Below are 19,800 nucleotides of genomic sequence, written 5' to 3'. Positions count from 1 at the left end.
CAGTACAATATAGATATATTGAGAGCTTTGACCGGGAGCGGATGATCGTCTTCGTGTCCTGGCAAAAATAGCCGAGTGGCATATCGGGAATGTTCCCCCCATGGCTCTGGCGCTTTGGCGCAAAGGCCAGTATGAACTTCCAGGCAAAAGGATCTAAAGGAAAACCATGCATAGCGAACAAATGACCAAAGAGCAGCAGAAGAATCTGCGCCGCGTTGTGGCCTCGTCCATTATTGGCGCCGTCATTGAGTGGTACGACTTTTTTCTGTACGGCGTTGTGGCCGGGCTTTTCTTCAACAAGCTGTATTTTCCCGATTTTGATGCGCGCATAGGTACCATGCTTGCTTTTGCCACCTTTGCGGTGGGCTTTGTGGCGCGTCCCCTTGGCGGCGTGATTTTTGGCCATTTTGGCGACAAGCTGGGCCGTAAAAAAATGCTCATCCTTACCCTTGAAATCATGGGTATCGCCACGGTGTGCATTGGCCTTATCCCCACCTACCACACCATCGGCATCTGGGCGCCCATTCTGCTTATTATTTGCCGCCTGGCTCAGGGCATTGGCCTGGGCGGCGAGTGGGGCGGTGCTGTGCTCATGTCTTACGAATCCGCACCGGCAGACAAGCGCGCCTTTTACGCCAGCCTGCCGCAGATCGGTATGTCGCTTGGCCTGCTGCTTGCCTCTGGTATCGTGGGCTTTTTCTCTGTGATTCTTTCTGACGAGGCCTTTCTTAACTGGGGCTGGCGCGTGGCCTTTCTGCTATCTGCCGTGCTGCTTGCCGTGGGCGGTTACATGCGCAGCACCGTGCAGGAAACCAAGGACTTTTCTGAAGCCAAGCAACAGATGCCCGAAGCCAAGTACCCCCTGCTGGATGCTTTCAAGCGCTATCCCAAGATGATGCTGGCCTGCATGGGCGCGCGTTTTATCGACGGCGTTTCGTTCAACGTCTTTGGTGTGTATTCGCTCACCTACCTTACGCAGCAGCACGGCATTGGCCGCTCTGCCGCCCTTACCGCAGTCATGATTTCCTCGCTTGTCATGTCGTGCTTTATTCCCTTCTGGGGCCATATGGCCGACAAGCACGGCAAGGCCAAAATTTACGGCGTCTGCGCTGTGTTGCTTGGTATCTCAAGCTTCCCGGCTTTCTGGGTGCTGCACAATTTCTCTGGCAACTATCTGTGCGTGGTGCTGGCCCTGGCCCTGCCCTTTGGTATTCTGCACGCCGCCGTGTTCGGTACCATGTCCAGTGTGTTTTCCGAAAGCTTCGACGCTTCGGTGCGGTACTCTGGCATCTCCTTTGTGTACCAGTTTACGGCCATCTTTGCCTCAGGCATGACCCCCATGGTTGCCGCCATGCTCACCGGCTATGCCGATGGCGCCCCGTGGTATCTCTGCGGCTATCTGGCCGGCATCGGCGTACTCAGCGCGCTCTCTACCCTGTGGCTGAGCCGCATGGCCCGCGCCCGTCGCATTGCCCAGGCTGCGCAAGCTTCTGCTACCCAAGCCCCTCAGGGTGCGATGGCCCAGGCCACAAGCGCCGAAGGGTTCTAAAATGGAAACGCTGTCGGCTTTTGCCGGACGGCAGCGCCTTTCATCTGCTCCCATGCCCGTAAACCGGGCGTGGGGGCACACTTGCGCCCTGGGAGTCAATGCATGTACAATCCTCACATGCTAGCAGAATACGTAGAACAACTGTGCGATACCTTTCGTGATGCCATTTGCGTGACCGACCGTGAGGGCATTGTTACGCTCGTCAACAAGCGTCATGCCGAGCTCACCGGCATCGCCCGCGAAAAGATGATGGGCAGCCGCATTCAGGATATGGTGCAGAACGGCATTTTTGACGTGGTGCTCAATCCGCGCATTGTGGAAACGGGCCAGAAGGTTTCAAGCGTGCAGAACCTGTACAACGGGCGCACGTTGCTGCTCGACGGGCATCCTGTAAAGGACGCCACCGGCAAGGTTGCCTACGTGGTTACTGTCATACGCGACATCACCGCCCTCACCGAACTGCGTGAAGAAATCACCGCCCAGCGCGAACTGCTCGAAACTTTTCAGAATCTCAGCAGCGAAGGGGCCAGCGGCAACCAGTACCCGCGCGTGGTGCAAAGCCCTGTCATGCAGCGGCTGTATGCCGAGGCCTCGGCCATTGCTGAAACTGACGCCACCGTGCTGCTGCTGGGCGAAACCGGCGTGGGCAAGGACGTTGTGGCCCGGCACATCCACCGCAACAGCCTGCGGGCCGAAGCGCCCTTTATCAAGGTTGACTGCGGCAGCATACCAGAAAATCTCATCGAAACCGAGCTGTTTGGCTATGTGCCGGGCAGTTTTTCTGGGGCCAGCAAGCACGGCAAGGCCGGGCTTGTGGAGGCGGCCTCCAGCGGCACGCTGTTTCTTGATGAAATAGGCGAGCTGCCCATGACCATGCAATCGCGCCTGCTGCGCGTGTTGCAAGACTGGGAGGTGCTGCGCGTGGGAGCCACCGTGCCCAAAAAAGTGGACGTGCGCGTGGTGGCCGCCACCAACAAGGAACTGGAGCGCGAGGTTGCCAAGGGGACATTCCGTTCAGACCTCTACTACCGCCTCAAGGTCGCGGTGCTCAATATTCCCCCCCTGCGTTCACGGCGGGTGGATATCTTGCCGCTGGCGCAGAGTTTTTTGACCTTTTATGGCAAAAAATACCGCAAGTCGGTCAATCTTTCAGATGAAGCCAAACAGGTGCTGCAAAACCATACCTGGCCCGGCAACGTGCGCGAGCTCGAAAATCTTGTGCAGGGCCTTGTGGTTACGTGCAAACACGGGCTTGTGGGCGTGCGCGATCTGGCGGGCATTCGCCCATTGCCGGCGTGCGAAACAAGCGAGGGGCAGTACGCCTTGCCTTCCATTGAAGGCCGGTCGCTCAAAAGCATCATGAAGGAAGTGGAAACCGCAGTCATTGAAAAAGGCATGCAGCGTTACGGCTCCATCAGCGAACTCTCGCGTCATTTTCAGATGGACCGCAGCACCATCTTCCGCAAGGTCAAGGAAATTGAAGCCATCAAGCAAGGCTAGCCCAGGTTTGTTCGCCGTCAGCCCTACAATCCCCATCGCATCAGCCCAGCTCGGCAACGCCGTGCGCCCGTTACGGTGCGCGCCTTTCGGCGCAGGGCTGGCTGCCGTGGTTTGCACGGGCAGGGCCAGCGCGAAAAAGAATCAGGAGCATACATGCAGGGGCTGAAGCTTGCCCGTGAATTTTATCAGGTCTGCCAGCCCATTTTGCGGGCAGAGCTTGCTGATATCATGGATACGGCGGCTGCGGGGCTGGTGGGCGAGGGCTCGGAATGTTTTGGCTGCGACGATACGCATTCGCAGGACCATGATTTTGGCCCGGCCTTTTGCCTCTGGCTGCCGCGCCAGGTGCTGCAAGCGCACCAGCAACGCATAGAGGCTGCTTTTGCCATGCTGCCGCAGACGTTTCAGGGGTTTGAAAGCAGGCTTGCGCCGCAGCGCAGGCAGGGCAGGGTGGGGCCGCTGCCTCTGGAAGATTTTTACGCATTTTTTACCGCGCTCGATCACGCCCCGGCCACATGGCAGGAGTGGCTGGCAATTCCTGAGCACCAGCTTGCGGCCTGCACCAACGGCGAGGTATTTGAAGATCCGAGTGGTGCGTTCACGCGCTGGCGCTCTGCGTTGCAGCGCTGCTACCCGCGCGACGTGCTGCTCAAAAAAATGGCCGCCCGCTGCATGGTCATGGCGCAGACCGGCCAATATAATCTGCCCCGCAGCCTTCAGCGCGACGACCCGGGGGCGGCAATGCTGGCAGCAGCGCGTTTTGCCGAGGCGGCGCTTTCATTTGTTTTTTTGTGCAACCGGCGCTACATGCCCTTTTATAAATGGGCGGGCAAGATGGCTGGTGATCTGGCGATACTTGGCCCGCAGATTGCGCAAACCCTGCGCCTGCTGGCGCTTGCACCCATGCAGGGCGAGCACGGCAACCGCGCCGTGGACGCAGTGGAAGACTTTTGCACCCATGCGGCAAATCATTTGCGCGCTGTGGGTTTGAGCACTGCCCAGGGAAACTGGCTTTGGGAGCACGGGCCGCAGATCATGCGGCATGTTGAAGAACCGGCCCTGCTGCGTATGGATATGCTGCAAGGCTGAAAGGAGTAGCCCTATGGCACAGCAACGCCAATGGCTGGGAGATTTGCGCTCTGCGCTTGACCTGATGAAGCAGGGCCTGCCGCAAGCCTGCATTGACGCTCTCGAAAAACTTGCCGCACGTTACCCGGAAGACCCCCTGTGCCGCGCCCTTGTGCTGGACGGCGTGGGGCGGGCGAATTTTGCCCTACAACAGCCAGAGGCAGCCATCAGGGCCCTCGAGGACAGCGTTGATCTGTTGCGTTCCACCCTTGGGGCAAACGCGCCCATGACTCTTGGGGCCATGCAGAATCTTGCTCATGCCATGCTTGGCATGGGAAAGGTGGAAGAAAGCCTTGCCATTGGGCGCGAATCACTGCACCTGACCGTTGAGGTATGCGGCCCCGATTCACCTCAGGTTGCGGAGGCGCAGTTGCGGCTTTCTGCCGCATACTACCGCAAGCGCGACTTTGACCGCGCCGAATCCCTCATGCGCAAGGCCAAGGAAATATGGGAAAAACAGGGTTTTTGCGTGCCCCAGTTGGGGGTGTGCCTCAATAATCTTGGCCGCATCTGCGAAGAACGCGGCCAGATCAGCGAGGGCATTGCCCTGCACCGGCAGGCCTTGGCCTTGCGGCGCGAGCTGCTGGGCGAGCACGACGAAACGGCCTTTTCACTGGGCAACCTTGGTGTGGCCCTGGCCTCTGACGGGCAGTGGGGCGAGGCCGTCGCATCCCTACAGGCAGCAGTTGAGATGTACGACCGCCTCGGCCTTGGCAATGGCGATGAAGCCCAGGGCTATAAAAAGAATCTTGAGCTCTGCCTTCAGGCCATGGCGGAAACCCCGTCCCAGGCCTAGGCAGAGGGAGAGCGGCAATGCATGACACCACGGGCCGGAATGCCGCGCTTGCAGAAATTGTGGAGCGCGAGCTGGCCATGTTTTTGGCCACCAGCAACGAGGGCGGCGTTTCTGTCTGCCAGACACGCCCCGATACCTTTCGCGCCATGCGCAAAATGGCTCATTCTGCACACGATGATGCACTGCTGGAGTCGTATCTGGCCGATTTGCGTCAGGCCGAAGCTGATGGGCGCAATGTTATGGTTGAAAAATACGCGCGCATGGATGACCGCCTGCCCCCCCTGAGCACAAGCCCGTTGCTGGACCAGATCGCCGATGCCGAAGAGGCTTTTTTGCACGAAGCCCAAAGGCTTTATCCCAATGTTATCAAAAGCAACGGGCAGGGCATGTTCCGGCGCTATCTGCGCTGCGAGCTCGAAACGCTGTCACCCCGCACCCTTGCACTCTACGCGGCGCAGATCGACCGTGCGCGGCGTGAGGGACGCAACCTTGTGGTGGAACGGCACGATTATCTGATGCGCCTGCTGGGCAAGGGCGGCATTGATGCCTGTAATGCCTCCTGCGAGGCATCCATGCATGCCGCAGCTCAGGGCAGGGCGCAGGAGAACTAGACATGGAATTTGGCTTTATCGGCGTGGGGGCCATGGGCGGTCCTTTGGCCCGGAATCTTGTGCGTGCTGGCAAAAAGGTTCGTGTCTACAACCGCAGCGCAGCGGGGAGGGATAAAACCCTTGCCGCCGGTACAAGCGGCCTGCCCGCCATGAGCATGGCGGATATGGCCTCGTGCGATGTGGTTTTTACCTGTCTTGCCCAGCCGGAACATATCAGGGAGAAAACCCTTGGGCCGGAGGGCCTGTATGCACACATGCAGCCGGGGGCTGTGCATGTGGAACTTTCGACCATTGATTCCCAGACGGCTCTCGCCCTTGCAGAGGCAGCACGCGGGCAGGGCATTGCCTACATTCAGTGTACCCTGGGCAAAACCCCGGTACATGCCGAGCGTGGCGAAGCCCCGCTGTTTGTGGGCGGCGACCAGCAGGCCATGGCAGCGCTGGGCGAGGTGTGGCCCATTCTTGGCGTGTTCAACAACGTTGGCACGATAGAGGCTGCCTGTGCGGTAAAGCTGGTCAGCAACCTTGTGGGCATGGCCAACCTTGCCGTGTTGAGCGAAGGGCTGCGTATCGGCGAGGCGGCGGGGGTTGATAAAAATCTGCTGCTGCGCCTGCTGGCCGAAACCGGGGCAGACAGTTTTCAGCTTGGCGCGCGTGGAAAATCCATGGCCGAGGGCGAATATGATCCCCCGCGCTTTGCGCTTGATCTTGCCCTCAAGGATTTGCGTCTGGGCTGCGGTATGGCCCATGCCATGAACGTGGATGCGCCCCTGCTGGATATGGTTCTGGAACGCTTTGGACGTGGCTCTGCCGCCGGGCTGGGCAACAGGGACTGCGCCGCCGTACACGAAGTGTAGGGCTGATGCCATAATCACTGGCGTCACGAATAATAAAACCCCCGACGAACGGGCAGATTAACCGAAAGGAAACCTGCCTGTCCGACGGGGGTGGTTTATTTGCAGGGCACACAGAAATTCTGCGTGTGCCGCCTTGCAATATCAGACAGTATTACCGCCTGCATTATTGAAGGGTGGCTACTTCAGCGCCGCAGCGCCAGCCTTGGAAACGGCGGTGTCTTCAGCCACGCTGCCGCCGCTTACGCCAATGGCCCCCACAATAACACCGTTGCGGATCAGCAGCTCGCCGCCGCCAAAGATGACCAGGCCCCGGTTGGTGACTTCAATGCCAAAAAGTTCCTTGCCCGGTTGGGCGGCAGCACCAAGATCGGCGGTGGACATGTTGAAATAACGGGCCGTGATGGCCTTTTTTTGTGCAATGTCGATGCTGCCAAGGAATGCTCCGTCCTCGCGGGCAAAGGCCTTGAGGTTACCCCCGGCATCCACGACAGCAATATTCATGGGGATACCCTGTTTTACCGAAAAGGCCTGGGCAGCGGTGAGCACTGTTTGGGCCTCGGCCAGGGTGAGATCACCAGGGAGCTGCTTGGCAGGCGGTGATGCGTAAACATTGAAGGCAAACAGCACAAGAACCAATAAGAAGGGAAGGATGCGACGCACGGGCTACTCCTTGGCTGATGTTAGGGGGGTAAGGCTTCAACCGTGGTTGGGGATAACGCGCTACTGCGGGTTCGGCCTCCTGTTTGGGTTGAGTATAGCTCTTGTGCAAAAAAGTACAATATGGATTTTGGGCTCCGCCCCAGCGGCCAAATCGTTTCGCCTGTCGTAACAACAAAAAAAGCCACCCGGTGTGCCGGGTGGCCGTTCTGGGTGCGCATCTGCCTTGCGTGCTAGGCCGCTGCACCCTGGGATTTCATTTCCTGAATAAGCTGCTTCAGCACCTGGGCCTGCTGCATCAGTTCTGCAACGGCGTGGGTAGCATGGCCCATGGCCTGCGCTGTTTCGGCAGAAATGGTAGCCACCTGTTCCACAGACTGGTTGATTTCTTCGCTGGCGGCAGATTGCTGCTCACTGGCTGTGGCAATGGAGCGCACCTGATCGTTGACCTGGTCAACAAAGGCCAGTATCTGCGTGAGCGACTGGCCCGACCTTACCGAAAGGGTAGTGGCATGCTCAATGGAAGCGGCCACCTGCTCCACATTTTCAATATTTTTACGTGTGCCGGTCTGTATTTCGGCAATGGCCTTGCCCACTTCCTGGGTGGCGGTCATGGTTTTTTCTGCCAGTTTGCGCACTTCGTCGGCCACTACTGCAAATCCACGCCCGGCTTCGCCCGCGCGGGCTGCCTCGATGGCGGCGTTAAGGGCCAGCAGATTGGTTTGATCTGCAATATCGGCAATAACATCAAGTACCTGTCCAATACCCTCGGCCTGCTTGCCCAGCAGGGACATGTCTTCCTTGATTGCCAGCGACTGGGCTTGAACGGTTTCAATGCCTTTTACAGCCTCGCTGAGAATTCCCGACCCTTCCGCAGCCTGCTCCTTGGTCTGGTTGGAGGCTGTGGCGGCCTGCTGTGCATTGCGCGCCACCTCAAGCACAGTGGCATTCATTTCTTCCATGGCTGTGGCTGTTTCGTGTACCCGGTTCGACTGCTCATCCGCACCACGGCTCGACTGAACAATCTGGGCAGAAAGCGATTCGGAGGCAGAAGAAACAACTTCAACAACGCGTTCAAGCTGGGTGGCAGCATGGAACATGCCCTCGGCCTTGGCCCTTTCTGCACGCTTTGTCGCTTCGTCGGCCAGGGCCTTTGCCTCGCTGGCGGCCAGCGCTTGCTGCTCGGCCTGCTTCGACTTGGTTTCGGCCAGGGCTATTTCTTCTTTCAGCTTGGCGACCATCTTGATGATAACACCGTATACGCCGCCGTCTCCCTTGAAAGACCTGAATGGTACGTCCAGATTACCAGAAGCAATTTCGCTGGCTATGGCATGCAGATAGCCGGGGTCTGCACCAAGCTGCTTCAGCACACCAGTAATGATTAATATGGAAATGATTGTGGCTGCTGAAATCGCAAAAATCAGTAGGCTGATAGTTAATATTTTGCTGTTGCTGTATGCGGTGTCGGCATCAAGTGCCGATTGCTGGCTGCCCTTGGTGTTGACTTCAATGATGGTGGCAAGGTGCGCAAGGGCCTTGTTGTACTGTTCGCGGGCATCGCCAAGCACCCGTTTTGTTGCCTCTTCTTTTTTACCCTGCTGCGACAGCGTTTCAACCATCTTGTGATTCTCAAGGTAGCTGTTCCATGCAGCCATAAACTGCGGAAAGGCCATCTTTTCTTCAGGTTCGCTGATTAACGGTTCGTATTCTTTTATTTTTTTGTTAATATCAGATTGTGTTTTAAGCAGCCTGTTCTCGTATTCCTTGGTCAGGGCTTCGTCCGTTGAAAGAATGTGAACAAGCTCGTTGCGCCTGTATTCATTCACAAATCCGTTGAGCTCTCCGACAACTTTTATAGTCGGAAGCCAGTTTTTGGAAAGATCTTGCGTGTCCTTGTTCATGCTTGACATGCCAAACATCGCCAGAAGTCCGATTATTACAGAAAATGACGAAAGAACTGCTGCTAAAGTAATCAGTTTTGCTGATAACTTCATTGTATATCTCCAGAGTTACGGTAAATGGTATTGTATGTATTCGGTAGAGTATATTCTCTACACTGTGTTGCATTTGCGCAACATCCATTCGGCATGATTTGCCACTGTAATTGCTGTTCGTTGTAAAATCATAAAACATTATGGTATTCAATGCTGATACCCAATTGTGATATCAGATATTTTACAATAACTATGTGAATTATAAAAATATTTTAAATAAAAATTATTATTTTTCCCATTTGGGGTAAGCCCTTGATTTTTTAAAGCAATAGAAAATGAATTTCAGTAGAGCTGCACACATTAGGTGGCGAACAATCATCGGTGTGCTTCAGCGGAGTGCTGTTTCAAAAAAAAACAGTCCATGGAACATTTGTCTGTGATTTGCAGCAATGTTGGTCGTATTCAACGCGTACAGCGCAACGTAAGGCGTGGGCAGCATCGGGCTATGGAAACAATTTTTGTGCTTCTGCGGTGTTAGGCAAAAGCATGACAGGCCAATGCGGGGTAGCTGACAGCCACGGTGCAAGCTGTTATAGCGATTGCAAGGTAAAAGCATGCGTAACCATCTGACCCGACAACAACTGGAAAGCCTCACTCTGTGCTGGGAACAGTGGGAGGCCGAGGCCGTAACCCGCACACAAAAAAATTTGCGGGCGCGGCTGCACTTGATCTTTTTGCTGATGCGCTACGGCGGTCTGCGATTGGGTGAAGTTCTCGCACTTGATCCACGTTCTTCCATTGATACTGTCACCGGCATGCTGCGTGTTTCTGGTTCAAACGCGCGCGAGATACTGCTGCCTGTCAGCGCCATGCGCAATATCCGCCGTATTCTGGGTTTGCCGCAGGCGGCAGAACCCGATTTTTTGCAGTTTGACCAAAGTTTTTTGCGAAAGAAATTTTACGCTGTGGGCAGCATTATGGGGTTGTCTTCGGCCTCTGTGGGGCCGCGTGCCATCCGTTATTCGAGAGGGCTGGAGCTGCTTGAGCTGCACGTGCCCATGCCCCTGGTGCTCAAGTTTTTGGGGCAGCAGGATGCGGATCAGCTGCTTGCATTTTTGAATTTTTCAGACGGCGAAGCGCGCAAACTGCTCACCAGTCAGGCCCACGGCAAGGACAGCACGGGATCTGCCTGTCACGGCGGCGAGGCCGATGACGGAACCAATCTTTTTTGGGGCATTGTTACCCGCATCCATACTGGTATGCGCAAGGTATATGTGGAAATAACCACGTTTTCAGATTTCAGGCTTGCGGCGGCGTGTACCCCAGAAGAGGCCGCCCTGCATGAAGTACACGAAAACCAGGTGCTGAGCGCGCGGGTAGACCCAGAGCGTATAGTGCTGACCCCCGAAAAATCGTCCATGAGTCTTGCCAACTGTGTAAAGGGCGTGGTTGAAAGTCTGCATTCCGACATGGTGGAAACCTTTGTCTGCGTTGGCCTGTCAGATGGCACAACCCTGCGGGCCACGGTGGACACATGCACCCTGTCCGGCACACATCTGCGCGATGGCAAAAAAATCTATGCCCACTTTGCATCAAGCGCGGTACGTTTGGTGGCCGACTAAACCTTTCTTGTATGGCTGCGGCGGAAATGCGCTGAAAATATTGGGGCCGAGTCTGTTTTGCACCTTCTTTTGCAATCTTTTATGTCCCGCTTTTTCATGATAGCGTGATTATTGTCGCGTTCATCTGGGCTGTTTACTATGATTGCCTTTTACAAAAGGAGTCTGATTCATGTCTCGTTTTTCCCGTTTTTTGCTCACGGCCTGCGCTGCGGGCTACATGGCCTGCGCAGCGCCCGCACTGGCCGCCGACACCCTCATGATGGCAACCACCACCAGCACACAGGATTCCGGCCTGCTTGAATATCTTGAGCCTGCCTTCAGGCAGGAAACCGGCATTGAGCTCAAGTGGGTAGCGGTGGGCACAGGCAAGGCGCTTGAAATCGCAAAAAATTGCGATGCCGACGTGCTTTTGGTGCATGCCCCTGGGGCGGAAATGGAATTTGTAAAGGCCGGGCATGGCGTAGACCGCCGCCAGGTCATGTACAATGACTTTGTGATTGTGGGCCCCGTGGCCGACCCCGCTGGCGTGAAAGGGCAAACCACCGCCGAGGCGCTCAAGCGTATTCTGGATACCAAGGCGGGCTTTGTGAGCCGTGGCGATCAGTCGGGCACACACAAGGCCGAGCAGAAGCTGTGGCAGCAAAGCAACATTGTTCCCGACAAGGATCCCAAGTATTTTTCTGCCGGGCAGGGCATGATATCCACCCTGAACATGGCCGCAGAAAAGCAGGCCTATGCCCTCACAGATCGTGGAACCTGGATCACCTTTGCCGACAAGATGGGCGACAAAAACCCGCTGGCAATCGCGGTTGAGGGCGACAAGGCACTGTTTAACCAGTACAGCGTCATTATGGTAAACCCCGCCCAGTGCCCCAAGGTCAACACGGCCCTGGCCCAAAAGTTTGAAGACTGGTGGGTTGCCCCGTCTACCCAGAAGAAGATTGCGGGCTACACCCTCAAGGGCAAGCAGCTCTTCTTTCCCAATGCTGGCAAGTAGCGCCAACGGTGGCGTAAATTTGTAGGCCGGGCAGATAATGTGCATTCGTCCGGGGCCGGTGGTGTGCCCCGGCTTCGGGCGAATGCCTTGTTATTTGAATATTAACGAGCGGTTCAATGGACTACCTTGTCAACGGCTTCAGCAGCGCCCTTTATCTGCTCACGCACATGGATGCGGCCACGCTTTCGGCCATTTATGCAACCATTGCGTCCACCTGCTATGCCATGGCAGCAGCTCTGGTGCTGGGTGTGCCGCTGGGTTTCCTGCTTGGGCATTGCTCCTTTCCCGGTAAAAGGGCTCTCAGGCTTGTTTCAGACACGCTGCTGGCCTTTCCCACCGTGCTGATCGGCCTGCTGGTCTATGCCTTTATTACCGCACGCGGCCCCCTTGGCGAATACGGCCTGCTCTTTACCCTGCCTGGTATGGCCATTGGTCAGGCGGTGCTGGCCCTGCCCATCGTTGTTTCGTGGACAGCCCAGGCCATGGAAGATCTCGACCCCCGTTGCCGGGAAACCTTGCTCACGCTTGGGGCCAGCGGCAGGCAGCTTGCCGTGTATTCGCTGTGGGAGTGCCGCTATGCCGTGGGCATGGTATGCGTTACGGCTTTTGGGCGCGTTATCACCGAGGTGGGCGTGGCCATGATGCTGGGGGGAAACATCCGCTATGCCACCCGCACCATGACAACGGCCATTGCTCTTGAAACAAGCAAGGGCGATTTTGCGCAGGGCATTGCCCTTGGCCTTGTGCTGCTGCTCATGGCCTTTGTGGTCAATCTGGCGCTTGCGTTTTTTCGGCACAGGGGGCGGGCATGAGCACCAACCTGTATGAAGCGCACAACCTTGTGCAGCGCTACAACGGGCGAGAGGCCCTCAATGTGCCGCACCTTGCCATAGGGCAGGGTGAAACCGTATTTCTTACTGGCCCCAATGGCTGCGGCAAATCAACCCTGCTGCGGCTGCTGGCATTTCTGGAGCGCCCTGCTGGCGGCGTGCTGCGCTATGCCGGTGCGGCAGAAGGCCGCAAGGAGGCCACCCTGCTGTTGCAGGATCCTTACCTGTTGCACATGAGTGTTTTTGATAATGTGGTGCTTGGGCTGAAGTTACGAAACCAGAAAGCAGGGCTGCGGCAGGTTTTTGAAAGCTGCATGCGGGCCGCAGGCTTTGACGACCCCTGGAATTTTCCCGAACGTGGCCCCCGCGAACTTTCTGGCGGCGAGCGCCAGAGGGTTGCCTTGGCATCGCGCCTGGCCCTGCGGCCCAGAGTGCTGCTGCTTGATGAGCCAACGGCCAATGTGGATGCGGCAAGCGCCCGCGCCTTGGCCCAGGCCGTAAAAAACTGCAAGATCGAAGGCATAACCGTTGTCTGCGCCACACACGACCCCGCCTTGCTGCGTGCCGTTGATGCCCATGAAATCAGGCTTGGCACTGCATGGGACATGGACAGCCCCGACTGATTCTCGTCAGACGCTTTTTCCCCTTCCGCTTTTCTCTCTCTCTCTCTCCCTCTCTCTCTCTCTCTCTTCTGTTTTTTCTGGTCGATTATCTTTGCCTGATTTCCCTCCATTTTTTGCCACAGCCCGCCCCACATGCGGCGATTTGCCGTTCTATGCATATTTTTTTAAAAAAATCAGCATTTTGCAGAAAAAATACCCTCTTTATGATTGTTTTTTGCCTCTATTTAGAAAAAGCGCGTCAATTTTTTTTGGAACTTGCGCTTTTTTCTTTGAGGGGGGTATCAAATGATAAACACAAACAGGCGTATCCCCGCCTTGTTTAAGGAGGCTCCATGTTCCGTTTTTTGCGCGTCAATATGGCAACCAAGACCTGTGTTTTTGAAGAAATACCCCAGGAATACGCTGGCCTTGGTGGCCGTGCGTTGACCTCTACCATTGTGGCCCGTGAGGTTCCGCCCACCTGTACCCCCATCGGCCCACACAACAAGCTTGTATTTGCTCCCGGCCTGCTGGGTGCCACCAACAGCCCCAACGCCAACCGCATTTCTGTGGGCTGCAAAAGTCCGCTTACCGAAGGCATCAAGGAATCCAACGCTGGCGGTCAGCCCGGTGGGCATTTGGGCCGCCTGGGTATTCTGGCTGTTATTGTGGAAGACATGGCCAAGGAAGGCGAATGGTGGCAGCTTGAAATAAGCAAGGACCACGCCAAGCTGATTCCCGCAGAAGTGGCAGGGCTCAACAACTTTGATGCCGTGGCCAAACTGGTGGAAAAGTACGGCAAGGATTGCAGCTACATCACCATTGGCCGCGCGGGCGAATTCAAGCTTACTGCGGCTTCCATTGCCTGCACCGACCGCGAGCTGCGCCCCATGCGCCATGCCGGTCGCGGCGGCGTGGGCGCTGTCATGGGTTCCAAGGGCCTCAAGGCCATCATTGTGAATCCCGAAGGCGGCAAAAGCCAGCCCCTGACCGACGAAAAGGCCTTTCGCGAGGCTTCCAAGCGTTTTGCCAAGGCCCTTTCGGAGCACCCCATCACCAGCAAGGGTCTTGCCGAATACGGTACTGCCGTGCTGGTCAATATTCTGCACGAAGCGGGCGGCCTGCCCACAGCCAACTTTACTGTTGGTCAGTTTGACAAGCACGAAGCCGTGTCGGGCGAGCTGTTGAACCAGCTCACCAAGGAACGCGGCGGCGAGGGTATTGTGGCCCACGGCTGCATGAGCGGCTGCATGATCCGTTGCAGCGGTATTTTGCCCGACAAAAAGGGCAAGTTTCAGAGCAAGTGGCCTGAATACGAAACCCTGTGGTGCTTTGGCCCCCATTCCGGCATTGGCGATCTCGATGCCATCTCAAAGTACGACTACATGTGCGACGACATCGGCGTGGATACCATTGACGTGGGCGTTGCCGTGGGCGTTGCCATGGCTGGCGGGGCCATTCCCTACGGCGATGCCAAGGCCGTGCTTGATGTCATGAACGGCATCAGCGAGGGCTCTGCTCTGGGACGTGTTGTTGGCTGCGGCGCGGCCACCACAGGCCGGGTGTTTGGCGTGCGGCGCGTGCCTGCCGTCAAGGGCCAGAGCCTGCCCGCGTATGACCCGCGTGCCGTCAAGGGCCAGGGCGTTACCTACGCCACCTCGCCCATGGGCGCCGACCACACGGCTGGCTATGCCGTTACGGCCAACATCCTTAACTGTGGCGGCTCTGTTGACCCGCTCAAGAAGGAAGGCCAGATCGAGCTTTCGCGCAATCTTCAGGTGGCCACGGCCTCTGTGGATTCCGTGGGCCTGTGCCTGTTCACGGCCTTTGCCATTCTTGACGTGCCGGACGCCCTGCCCGCCATTGTGGACATGCTCAACGCCAAGTTTGGCTGGCAGCTCACCGGCGACGATGTGGTAACCCTGGGTCAGCGTATTCTTTCGACAGAAATCGACTTCAACCGCCGCGCGGGTATCACCCAGGCTGCGGACGTGCTGCCCGATTTCTTCACCGACGAAAAGCTGCCCCCGCACAACACTACCTTTGACATCACCCACGAAGAACTCAATACGGTCTTCAACTGGATTGATGAAAAGAAGTAGACAGCAGTACTTGGCCGCTGCTCCGTCCTGATCGGGGCAGCGGCCTTCAAATTTTGTCTTACGGCGGCGCAGCTTGTGCGCCCCGGCGGGCTTGACTGTTTTCGGGCAGGGCGGGCATAACCGTATGAGCCCCAGAGGGCAAGGAGTGTCCATGAAACTGACCGTTAAGTTGAGCACCACGCTGCGCGACCATGTGCCGGACTATGTGCCGGAAACGGGTTTGCAGGTGGAAATGCCGCAAGGTAGCAACGTGGCCCAGCTGGCCCAGCACCTGGGTTTGCCGCTGCAAGACATCAAGATTGTCATGGTCAACGGACGCCAGCATCAGGTGGACGATCCCATGCGCGACGGTGACCGTATTGCCTATTTTCCGGCTGTCGGAGGAGGCTAGGCCCGTTGACCATGACAAATCCCGATCCGCGCACTTTTTTGCGCCCGTATGTGCGGGCGACCTACCTTACAGAAACCGCCGACGGTAGGCAGGAAACGCTGTTTGTGAGTCTTGCGGGTCTGCGGGCCTGGGCTGCGCTGCACAATATGCCCCTGCGCACGGCCATGAGCAGCCTGCTTGAGCAGCGTATCTGGCCAGAGCGTTTCAGGCGCAATTGCGGGCTGGTTACGGCGCAAAACCTGGCGCAGCGGTTGCAGAGCAGCGTGCTGGTTCTGGGCTGCGGCGGGCTGGGGGGCCATGTGGCCGAACTGCTGGCCCGTTCCGGGGTAGGTTGCATACGCCTTGTGGATAACGACGTGTTTGACGAGAGCAATCTCAACCGTCAGCGGTTCTGTACAGAAAGGGTGATCGGCCAGCCCAAGGTTCGCGTGGTGCGCGATGCCCTGGCCGACATTGCCAGCCATGTGGAAGCTGAAGCGCTGGAAATGCGGGCCGACAGCAGCAACCTTTCCTGCCTGGTGGCGGGTATGGATGTTGCGCTGGACTGCCTGGACAACATCGGCGCAAAAACAGCCCTGGAGCGGGCGGCCCTTGCTGCGGGCGTACCCTTTGTACACGGTTCTGTGCTGCGCGAAGAAGGTTTTTGCTACGCCAGCTCAGGCCCGCAGGCCCGGCTTGAGGAGCTGTATCCTCATGGGCAGAGCGAAAGCGAGCTTGAGCACGCGCGGCGTGAGGGTGTAGGGGCACTGGCCCCGGCCTCGGTGGCCTGCCTTATGGTAAAACTCGCTCTAAGAGCCATACAAAGACGTACCGCCAGCAGCGCCCTGTATCACCTTGACCTCTCCGTGCCGGAGATGGAGAGGTTTGACTGGGCAGAAAAAGCCTGACGGCACGTCCTGTTATCCCTTTCTATTTGCCCGCATATTCCCAGATAATCTGCCCGGTCTTTTGCGTGCCGTAACCGCCCATGCCTTCCACTGTCTGGCGAAAGGCCTCGCTGCGTATTACTTCCAGCAGTGCCTGAACCGCATCTGTTTCAAAAAAACGGCGAGGAATGACAAGGTCGTATTCTTCCACACCAATGGGCATGAAGGGCAGCCCCAGCGCATTGGCCGCCGCCCGCACCGCAAGACCGGCATCCACCCGGCCCGAAAGTACCGCTGCGGCCACGTTCATGTGGGTGTATTCCTCATCGCGGTAGCCGTTGATATTTGTGGGGGCAATGCCAAGGCCGCTCAGCCGGTAGTCGAGCAGCACGCGTGTTCCGCTGCCGCGTTGGCGGTTGATAAAGCGTACCCCCGGCCTGGCGAGGTCTTCGATGCTGTTCACACCAAGGGGATTGCCGGGCGCGGTCAGAATGCCCTGTTCCCTGTCCACCAGACGCAGCAGCACGGTGGGTTCGTCCAGATTTTCTTCAATGGCTTTGCGGTTGTAGACGCCTGTTGCCGCATCTAGCAGATGGCTGCCAGCCAGATGGCACTGCCCGCGTTTGAGAGCCATCAGCCCGCCCAGCGAACCCACATGGGCCGAGGTGAGGCGAAATTGCGGGTGCGCCTTGCGCAGCATGCTATCGAGCAGATCAAGCGTATTGTCGTGACTGCCAATGGCCAGCAGGGCTCCGGCCAGAGCCGTGGCCGGGCGCAGCAGCTCTACAGTAACGGGTTCACCGGCATTGCAGCCCTCGCTGTCGCGCGGAATGCGGATAATGCCGTCAGCCCGGCTGAGGCTGGTTATGGTTCCTGCGCCGCGAGGCAGGGGCACGGCCACAACCGTATCACCCACACAGCCCAGTTTGACCCGCAGCCTTTCTTCCATGCCGGGGCGTGAGGGCAGGGGATTGCAGGGCACAGCGGTTATTTTTTGCCTTTCGCTCATGGCGCGTTTTTGCCACAGGGCCAGCAGGGGCAGAACAAATTCCTCCATGGATATGCCCGCAGAAACGGGATACCCCGGCACGCCCACCACAGGCTTGCCATTCACAACCGCCAGCACCGTGGGCTTGCCCGGCATAACAGAAATGCCGTGTGTCACCACCGTGCCCATCTGTTCCAGCACATGGGCCGTAAAGTCGTGGCTGCCCGCCGAAGAACCGGCGTTGAGTATGACCATGTCTGCGGTTGCAATGGCGCTGGCAATGGCGGCCCGTATGGCTTCTGGGTCATCTGGAACCACGGGCAGGGTGGCGGCTTCGCCCCCGGCTTCGGTAATCATGGCCGAAAAAATCAGCGAATTGAATTCGGGCAGCACGCGTCCTGCACGCAGATCTTCCTCGCGCGCGTCCATAAGCGGAACAATCTCTGAACCGCTGGGAATAATGGAAACGCGGGGCCGACGGAAAACTGGCACTTCAAGCGCTCCGCCCGCTGCCAGCGCGCCAAGGTCGTAGGGGCCGATGCTCGTACCGGGGGGCAATATAATTTCTGTTGCCACCATGTCTTCGCCCATTTTGCGCACGTGCTGCCAGGGAAAGGCGGCTTTTTCAATCACGGCCCACTGCGATTCGCCCTGCGCATCCTGCTCGGTTTCGGTATTGATGTTTTCCATCATCACCACAGCATTGCAGCCATCTGGCAGGGGATGCCCGGTATTGATCCAGTGGGCCTGCGTGCCGATTTTGAGGCGCAGGGGCGTGCGTGCAGAGGCGCTGAATGTGTCCTCGGCATGCACGGCAATGCCGTCCATGGCCGCACCGTGGAATGCGGGGGACGAGCGCAGGGCAGCCACAGGCCTGCTCAGAACGCGGCGCAGGGCCTGCGCCAGGGGAATACGCTCTTCGCCCAGGGCAAAGGCCTTGGCAGCAAGGCACGAAAACCAGTTGGCGCGGGCTTCATCAGGGGGCAGCAGGGTCAGGTAGGTGTTGCGCTTCACGCTATTTCTCCCAGATATTTTATGCAGGCAGGCTAACGAAAAAGTTCCACAAAAACCGTATCACCGGCATCATAGCCCTCGCGGTTTTCCGGGCAGATCATAAGCCCGTCTGCCGCCGCAATGCCAGAAATAAGGCCCGATGCGCCCATGATTGGCTCTGCCTCATACTGTGGCTGAAGCGCAGCGCCCGCCTGTGGCCGCTGGCCTTGTGGGACGGGCAGGGGGCGTAGCCTTACGCGCAGATAGTCGCGCCTGCCCTGGGCTGAAGCAATGGAGCGGGTGAGCACTGCCGTAACCTGCGGCGGTTTTGCCGAACCGGCATGGCCCTGAAGGTGTTGCAGCAGGGGAACAAGAAAAACACGCGCGCAGACAAGGGCGCTGGTCACGTGGCCGGGCAGACCGACAAGGCACACATGGCGGCCATTTACGATGGCCGTGGCCAGAATGAATGGCTTGCCGGGGCTGATGGCAACCCCGTGTACCAGCAGTTGCGCCTGGGGAAGGGATTCAAAAATCTCCACAGTATGGTCGCGCATGCCGGCAGATGATCCGCCGGAAACCACCACCACATCGTGCGTTTCTGCCAGCTGGGCAATGGCGGCCTTAAGCCTTGCGGCGTCATCGTTGACTATCCCGGCCCGCACAGCCCGCGCACCAGCCTCGCGGCACAGGGCGGCAATGCTGTGGGCGTTGATGTCGCGGATTTTTCCCGGCGGCGGCATTTGCGAGGCGGGAACTACCTCGTCACCTGTAGAGAGCACTGCAACCAGCGGTTTGCGGCGCACCTCCACATCCACAACGCCAAAGGCCGCCAGCAGGCCTATATCCTGCGGGCGCAAACGGTGACCAGCCTTGAGCAGCAGGCTTCCTGCGGCGGCATCGTCATCGCGAAAGATCACATTGTCGCCAGGGGCCTGGCTGCGGGTAATTTCGATGAGGTCTGCCCCGGCAGGGCGGGAATATTCAACCATTACAACGCAATCAGCGCCCTGCGGCAGCATGCCGCCGGTGAGAATGCGCGCGGTCTGTCCCTCTGCAAGGCTAATATCTGGCACTTCGCCCATGCGGCACTCGGCCACGCATTCCACCAGTGCGGGGTTGCCCTCTTGCGCGCCAAAAACATCGCGCGCTCGCAGGGCAAAGCCGTCCACGGTAGAGCGGTCAAAGCCGGGCAAATCTTCTGTGGCAAAAAAATTTTGCGCCAAAAACCGCCCTGCCGCTTCGTCCAGCGTGCAGAGCTCAGTCTCCAGCAGGGGAAAGGCCCCCATGTGCCCAATTACGGATTCTACAGATTGCAGCGTTAAAAAAGGCTTCACCCGGCCCTCCGGTTCATGTGCGCGACGGATGTTAACTGTG

The 19,800-nt window shown here is 57.8% G+C and carries 17 protein-coding genes; 13 read left to right on the top strand and 4 right to left on the bottom strand.

Annotated features, from left to right (window positions below; genetic code table 11):
• The first annotated feature begins 166 nt into the window (after positions 1–166).
• The 6 genes from ACE3NW_RS05655 to ACE3NW_RS05630 all read left to right on the top strand — a co-directional run bounded on the left by ACE3NW_RS05655 (position 167) and on the right by ACE3NW_RS05630 (position 6,441).
• Positions 167–1,549 carry an MFS transporter gene (locus ACE3NW_RS05655; protein WP_374281272.1) on the top strand — a complete coding sequence of 461 codons (1,383 nt, stop codon included), beginning with the start codon at positions 167–169 and terminating at the stop codon, positions 1,547–1,549.
• A gap of 102 nt (positions 1,550–1,651) precedes the next feature.
• Positions 1,652–3,049 (top strand): sigma-54 interaction domain-containing protein, encoded by a 1,398-nt coding sequence (locus ACE3NW_RS05650; protein ID WP_374281270.1) that lies wholly within the window; start codon positions 1,652–1,654, stop codon positions 3,047–3,049.
• 153 nt (positions 3,050–3,202) lie between these two features.
• Positions 3,203–4,138, top strand: coding sequence for a DUF4037 domain-containing protein (locus tag ACE3NW_RS05645; RefSeq protein ID WP_374281268.1), 936 nt, complete (start codon positions 3,203–3,205; stop codon positions 4,136–4,138).
• Positions 4,139–4,151: 13 nt separating this feature from the next.
• A complete protein-coding gene (locus tag ACE3NW_RS05640; RefSeq protein WP_374281266.1) occupies positions 4,152–4,973 on the top strand; it encodes a tetratricopeptide repeat protein in 822 nt (273 codons plus the stop codon).
• A 17-nt stretch (positions 4,974–4,990) separates the two neighbouring features.
• Complete coding sequence (locus tag ACE3NW_RS05635) at positions 4,991–5,584, top strand: DUF4125 family protein (protein ID WP_374281264.1); 594 nt, start codon at positions 4,991–4,993, stop codon at positions 5,582–5,584.
• Positions 5,585–5,586: 2 nt separating this feature from the next.
• The gene (locus tag ACE3NW_RS05630; protein WP_374281262.1) at positions 5,587–6,441 is read left to right on the top strand and encodes an NAD(P)-dependent oxidoreductase; all 855 of its coding nucleotides are present in this window, start codon (positions 5,587–5,589) and stop codon (positions 6,439–6,441) included.
• Between the two features lie 177 nt (positions 6,442–6,618).
• Here ACE3NW_RS05630 and ACE3NW_RS05625 read toward each other — a convergent pair whose 3' ends face one another.
• Both ACE3NW_RS05625 and ACE3NW_RS05620 read right to left on the bottom strand, forming a co-directional pair.
• On the bottom strand, positions 6,619–7,101 hold the full coding sequence (locus ACE3NW_RS05625) for a heme-binding protein (protein ID WP_374281260.1): 483 nt from the start codon (positions 7,099–7,101) through the stop codon (positions 6,619–6,621).
• 230 nt (positions 7,102–7,331) lie between these two features.
• Entirely contained in the window at positions 7,332–9,092 is a 1,761-nt protein-coding gene (locus tag ACE3NW_RS05620; RefSeq protein WP_374281259.1) for a methyl-accepting chemotaxis protein, read from the bottom strand.
• Positions 9,093–9,646: 554 nt separating this feature from the next.
• Here ACE3NW_RS05620 and ACE3NW_RS05615 point away from each other — a divergent pair.
• The 7 genes from ACE3NW_RS05615 to ACE3NW_RS05585 all read left to right on the top strand — a co-directional run bounded on the left by ACE3NW_RS05615 (position 9,647) and on the right by ACE3NW_RS05585 (position 16,463).
• Positions 9,647–10,654 (top strand): transporter, encoded by a 1,008-nt coding sequence (locus tag ACE3NW_RS05615; protein ID WP_374281257.1) that lies wholly within the window; start codon positions 9,647–9,649, stop codon positions 10,652–10,654.
• Positions 10,655–10,823: 169 nt separating this feature from the next.
• Complete coding sequence (locus tag ACE3NW_RS05610) at positions 10,824–11,651, top strand: substrate-binding domain-containing protein (RefSeq protein ID WP_374281255.1); 828 nt, start codon at positions 10,824–10,826, stop codon at positions 11,649–11,651.
• Between the two features lie 116 nt (positions 11,652–11,767).
• On the top strand, positions 11,768–12,463 hold the full coding sequence (locus ACE3NW_RS05605; protein WP_374281253.1) for an ABC transporter permease: 696 nt from the start codon (positions 11,768–11,770) through the stop codon (positions 12,461–12,463).
• Positions 12,460–13,104: an ATP-binding cassette domain-containing protein gene (locus tag ACE3NW_RS05600; RefSeq protein ID WP_374281251.1), complete on the top strand. Its 645-nt coding sequence runs from the start codon at positions 12,460–12,462 to the stop codon at positions 13,102–13,104. The genes ACE3NW_RS05605 and ACE3NW_RS05600 overlap by 4 nt, the downstream gene beginning before the upstream one ends.
• Positions 13,105–13,436: 332 nt before the next feature.
• Complete coding sequence (locus tag ACE3NW_RS05595) at positions 13,437–15,185, top strand: aldehyde ferredoxin oxidoreductase C-terminal domain-containing protein (RefSeq protein ID WP_374281249.1); 1,749 nt, start codon at positions 13,437–13,439, stop codon at positions 15,183–15,185.
• A gap of 151 nt (positions 15,186–15,336) precedes the next feature.
• Positions 15,337–15,576 carry a MoaD/ThiS family protein gene (locus tag ACE3NW_RS05590; RefSeq protein ID WP_374281247.1) on the top strand — a complete coding sequence of 80 codons (240 nt, stop codon included), beginning with the start codon at positions 15,337–15,339 and terminating at the stop codon, positions 15,574–15,576.
• Positions 15,577–15,587: 11 nt separating this feature from the next.
• Positions 15,588–16,463 (top strand): ThiF family adenylyltransferase, encoded by an 876-nt coding sequence (locus ACE3NW_RS05585; RefSeq protein ID WP_374281245.1) that lies wholly within the window; start codon positions 15,588–15,590, stop codon positions 16,461–16,463.
• A gap of 22 nt (positions 16,464–16,485) precedes the next feature.
• On the opposite strand, the gene ACE3NW_RS05580 is transcribed toward ACE3NW_RS05585, so the two are convergent.
• Positions 16,486–18,444, bottom strand: a complete 1,959-nt coding sequence (locus ACE3NW_RS05580; protein ID WP_374281243.1) for a molybdopterin biosynthesis protein — start codon at positions 18,442–18,444, stop codon at positions 16,486–16,488.
• Between the two features lie 32 nt (positions 18,445–18,476).
• Positions 18,477–19,760, bottom strand: coding sequence for a gephyrin-like molybdotransferase Glp (glp, locus tag ACE3NW_RS05575; protein ID WP_374281241.1), 1,284 nt, complete (start codon positions 19,758–19,760; stop codon positions 18,477–18,479).
• Between the last annotated feature and the right edge of the window lie 40 nt (positions 19,761–19,800).

Source organism: Desulfovibrio sp. (genome assembly GCF_041907885.1).
In the GTDB taxonomy this organism is placed as follows: domain Bacteria; phylum Desulfobacterota; class Desulfovibrionia; order Desulfovibrionales; family Desulfovibrionaceae; genus Desulfovibrio.
Note: the sequence above shows the minus strand (reverse complement) of the source record. Positions and strands in the feature narration are given on the sequence as shown.

Excerpts from the sequence above, each read along its gene's own strand:
- ACE3NW_RS05610 (WP_374281255.1), top strand. The coding sequence starts at position 10,824 with ATGTCTCGTTTTTCCCGTTTTTTGCTCACGGCCTGCGCTGCGGGCTAC.
- ACE3NW_RS05600 (WP_374281251.1), top strand. The coding sequence starts at position 12,460 with ATGAGCACCAACCTGTATGAAGCGCACAACCTTGTGCAGCGCTACAAC.
- ACE3NW_RS05620 (WP_374281259.1), bottom strand. The coding sequence starts at position 9,092 with ATGAAGTTATCAGCAAAACTGATTACTTTAGCAGCAGTTCTTTCGTCA.
- ACE3NW_RS05640 (WP_374281266.1), top strand. The coding sequence starts at position 4,152 with ATGGCACAGCAACGCCAATGGCTGGGAGATTTGCGCTCTGCGCTTGAC.
- ACE3NW_RS05645 (WP_374281268.1), top strand. The coding sequence starts at position 3,203 with ATGCAGGGGCTGAAGCTTGCCCGTGAATTTTATCAGGTCTGCCAGCCC.
- ACE3NW_RS05595 (WP_374281249.1), top strand. The coding sequence starts at position 13,437 with ATGTTCCGTTTTTTGCGCGTCAATATGGCAACCAAGACCTGTGTTTTT.
- ACE3NW_RS05635 (WP_374281264.1), top strand. The coding sequence starts at position 4,991 with ATGCATGACACCACGGGCCGGAATGCCGCGCTTGCAGAAATTGTGGAG.
- ACE3NW_RS05655 (WP_374281272.1), top strand. The coding sequence starts at position 167 with ATGCATAGCGAACAAATGACCAAAGAGCAGCAGAAGAATCTGCGCCGC.
- ACE3NW_RS05650 (WP_374281270.1), top strand. The coding sequence starts at position 1,652 with ATGTACAATCCTCACATGCTAGCAGAATACGTAGAACAACTGTGCGAT.
- ACE3NW_RS05605 (WP_374281253.1), top strand. The coding sequence starts at position 11,768 with ATGGACTACCTTGTCAACGGCTTCAGCAGCGCCCTTTATCTGCTCACG.
- ACE3NW_RS05590 (WP_374281247.1), top strand. The coding sequence starts at position 15,337 with ATGAAACTGACCGTTAAGTTGAGCACCACGCTGCGCGACCATGTGCCG.
- ACE3NW_RS05630 (WP_374281262.1), top strand. The coding sequence starts at position 5,587 with ATGGAATTTGGCTTTATCGGCGTGGGGGCCATGGGCGGTCCTTTGGCC.
- ACE3NW_RS05615 (WP_374281257.1), top strand. The coding sequence starts at position 9,647 with ATGCGTAACCATCTGACCCGACAACAACTGGAAAGCCTCACTCTGTGC.
- ACE3NW_RS05585 (WP_374281245.1), top strand. The coding sequence starts at position 15,588 with ATGACAAATCCCGATCCGCGCACTTTTTTGCGCCCGTATGTGCGGGCG.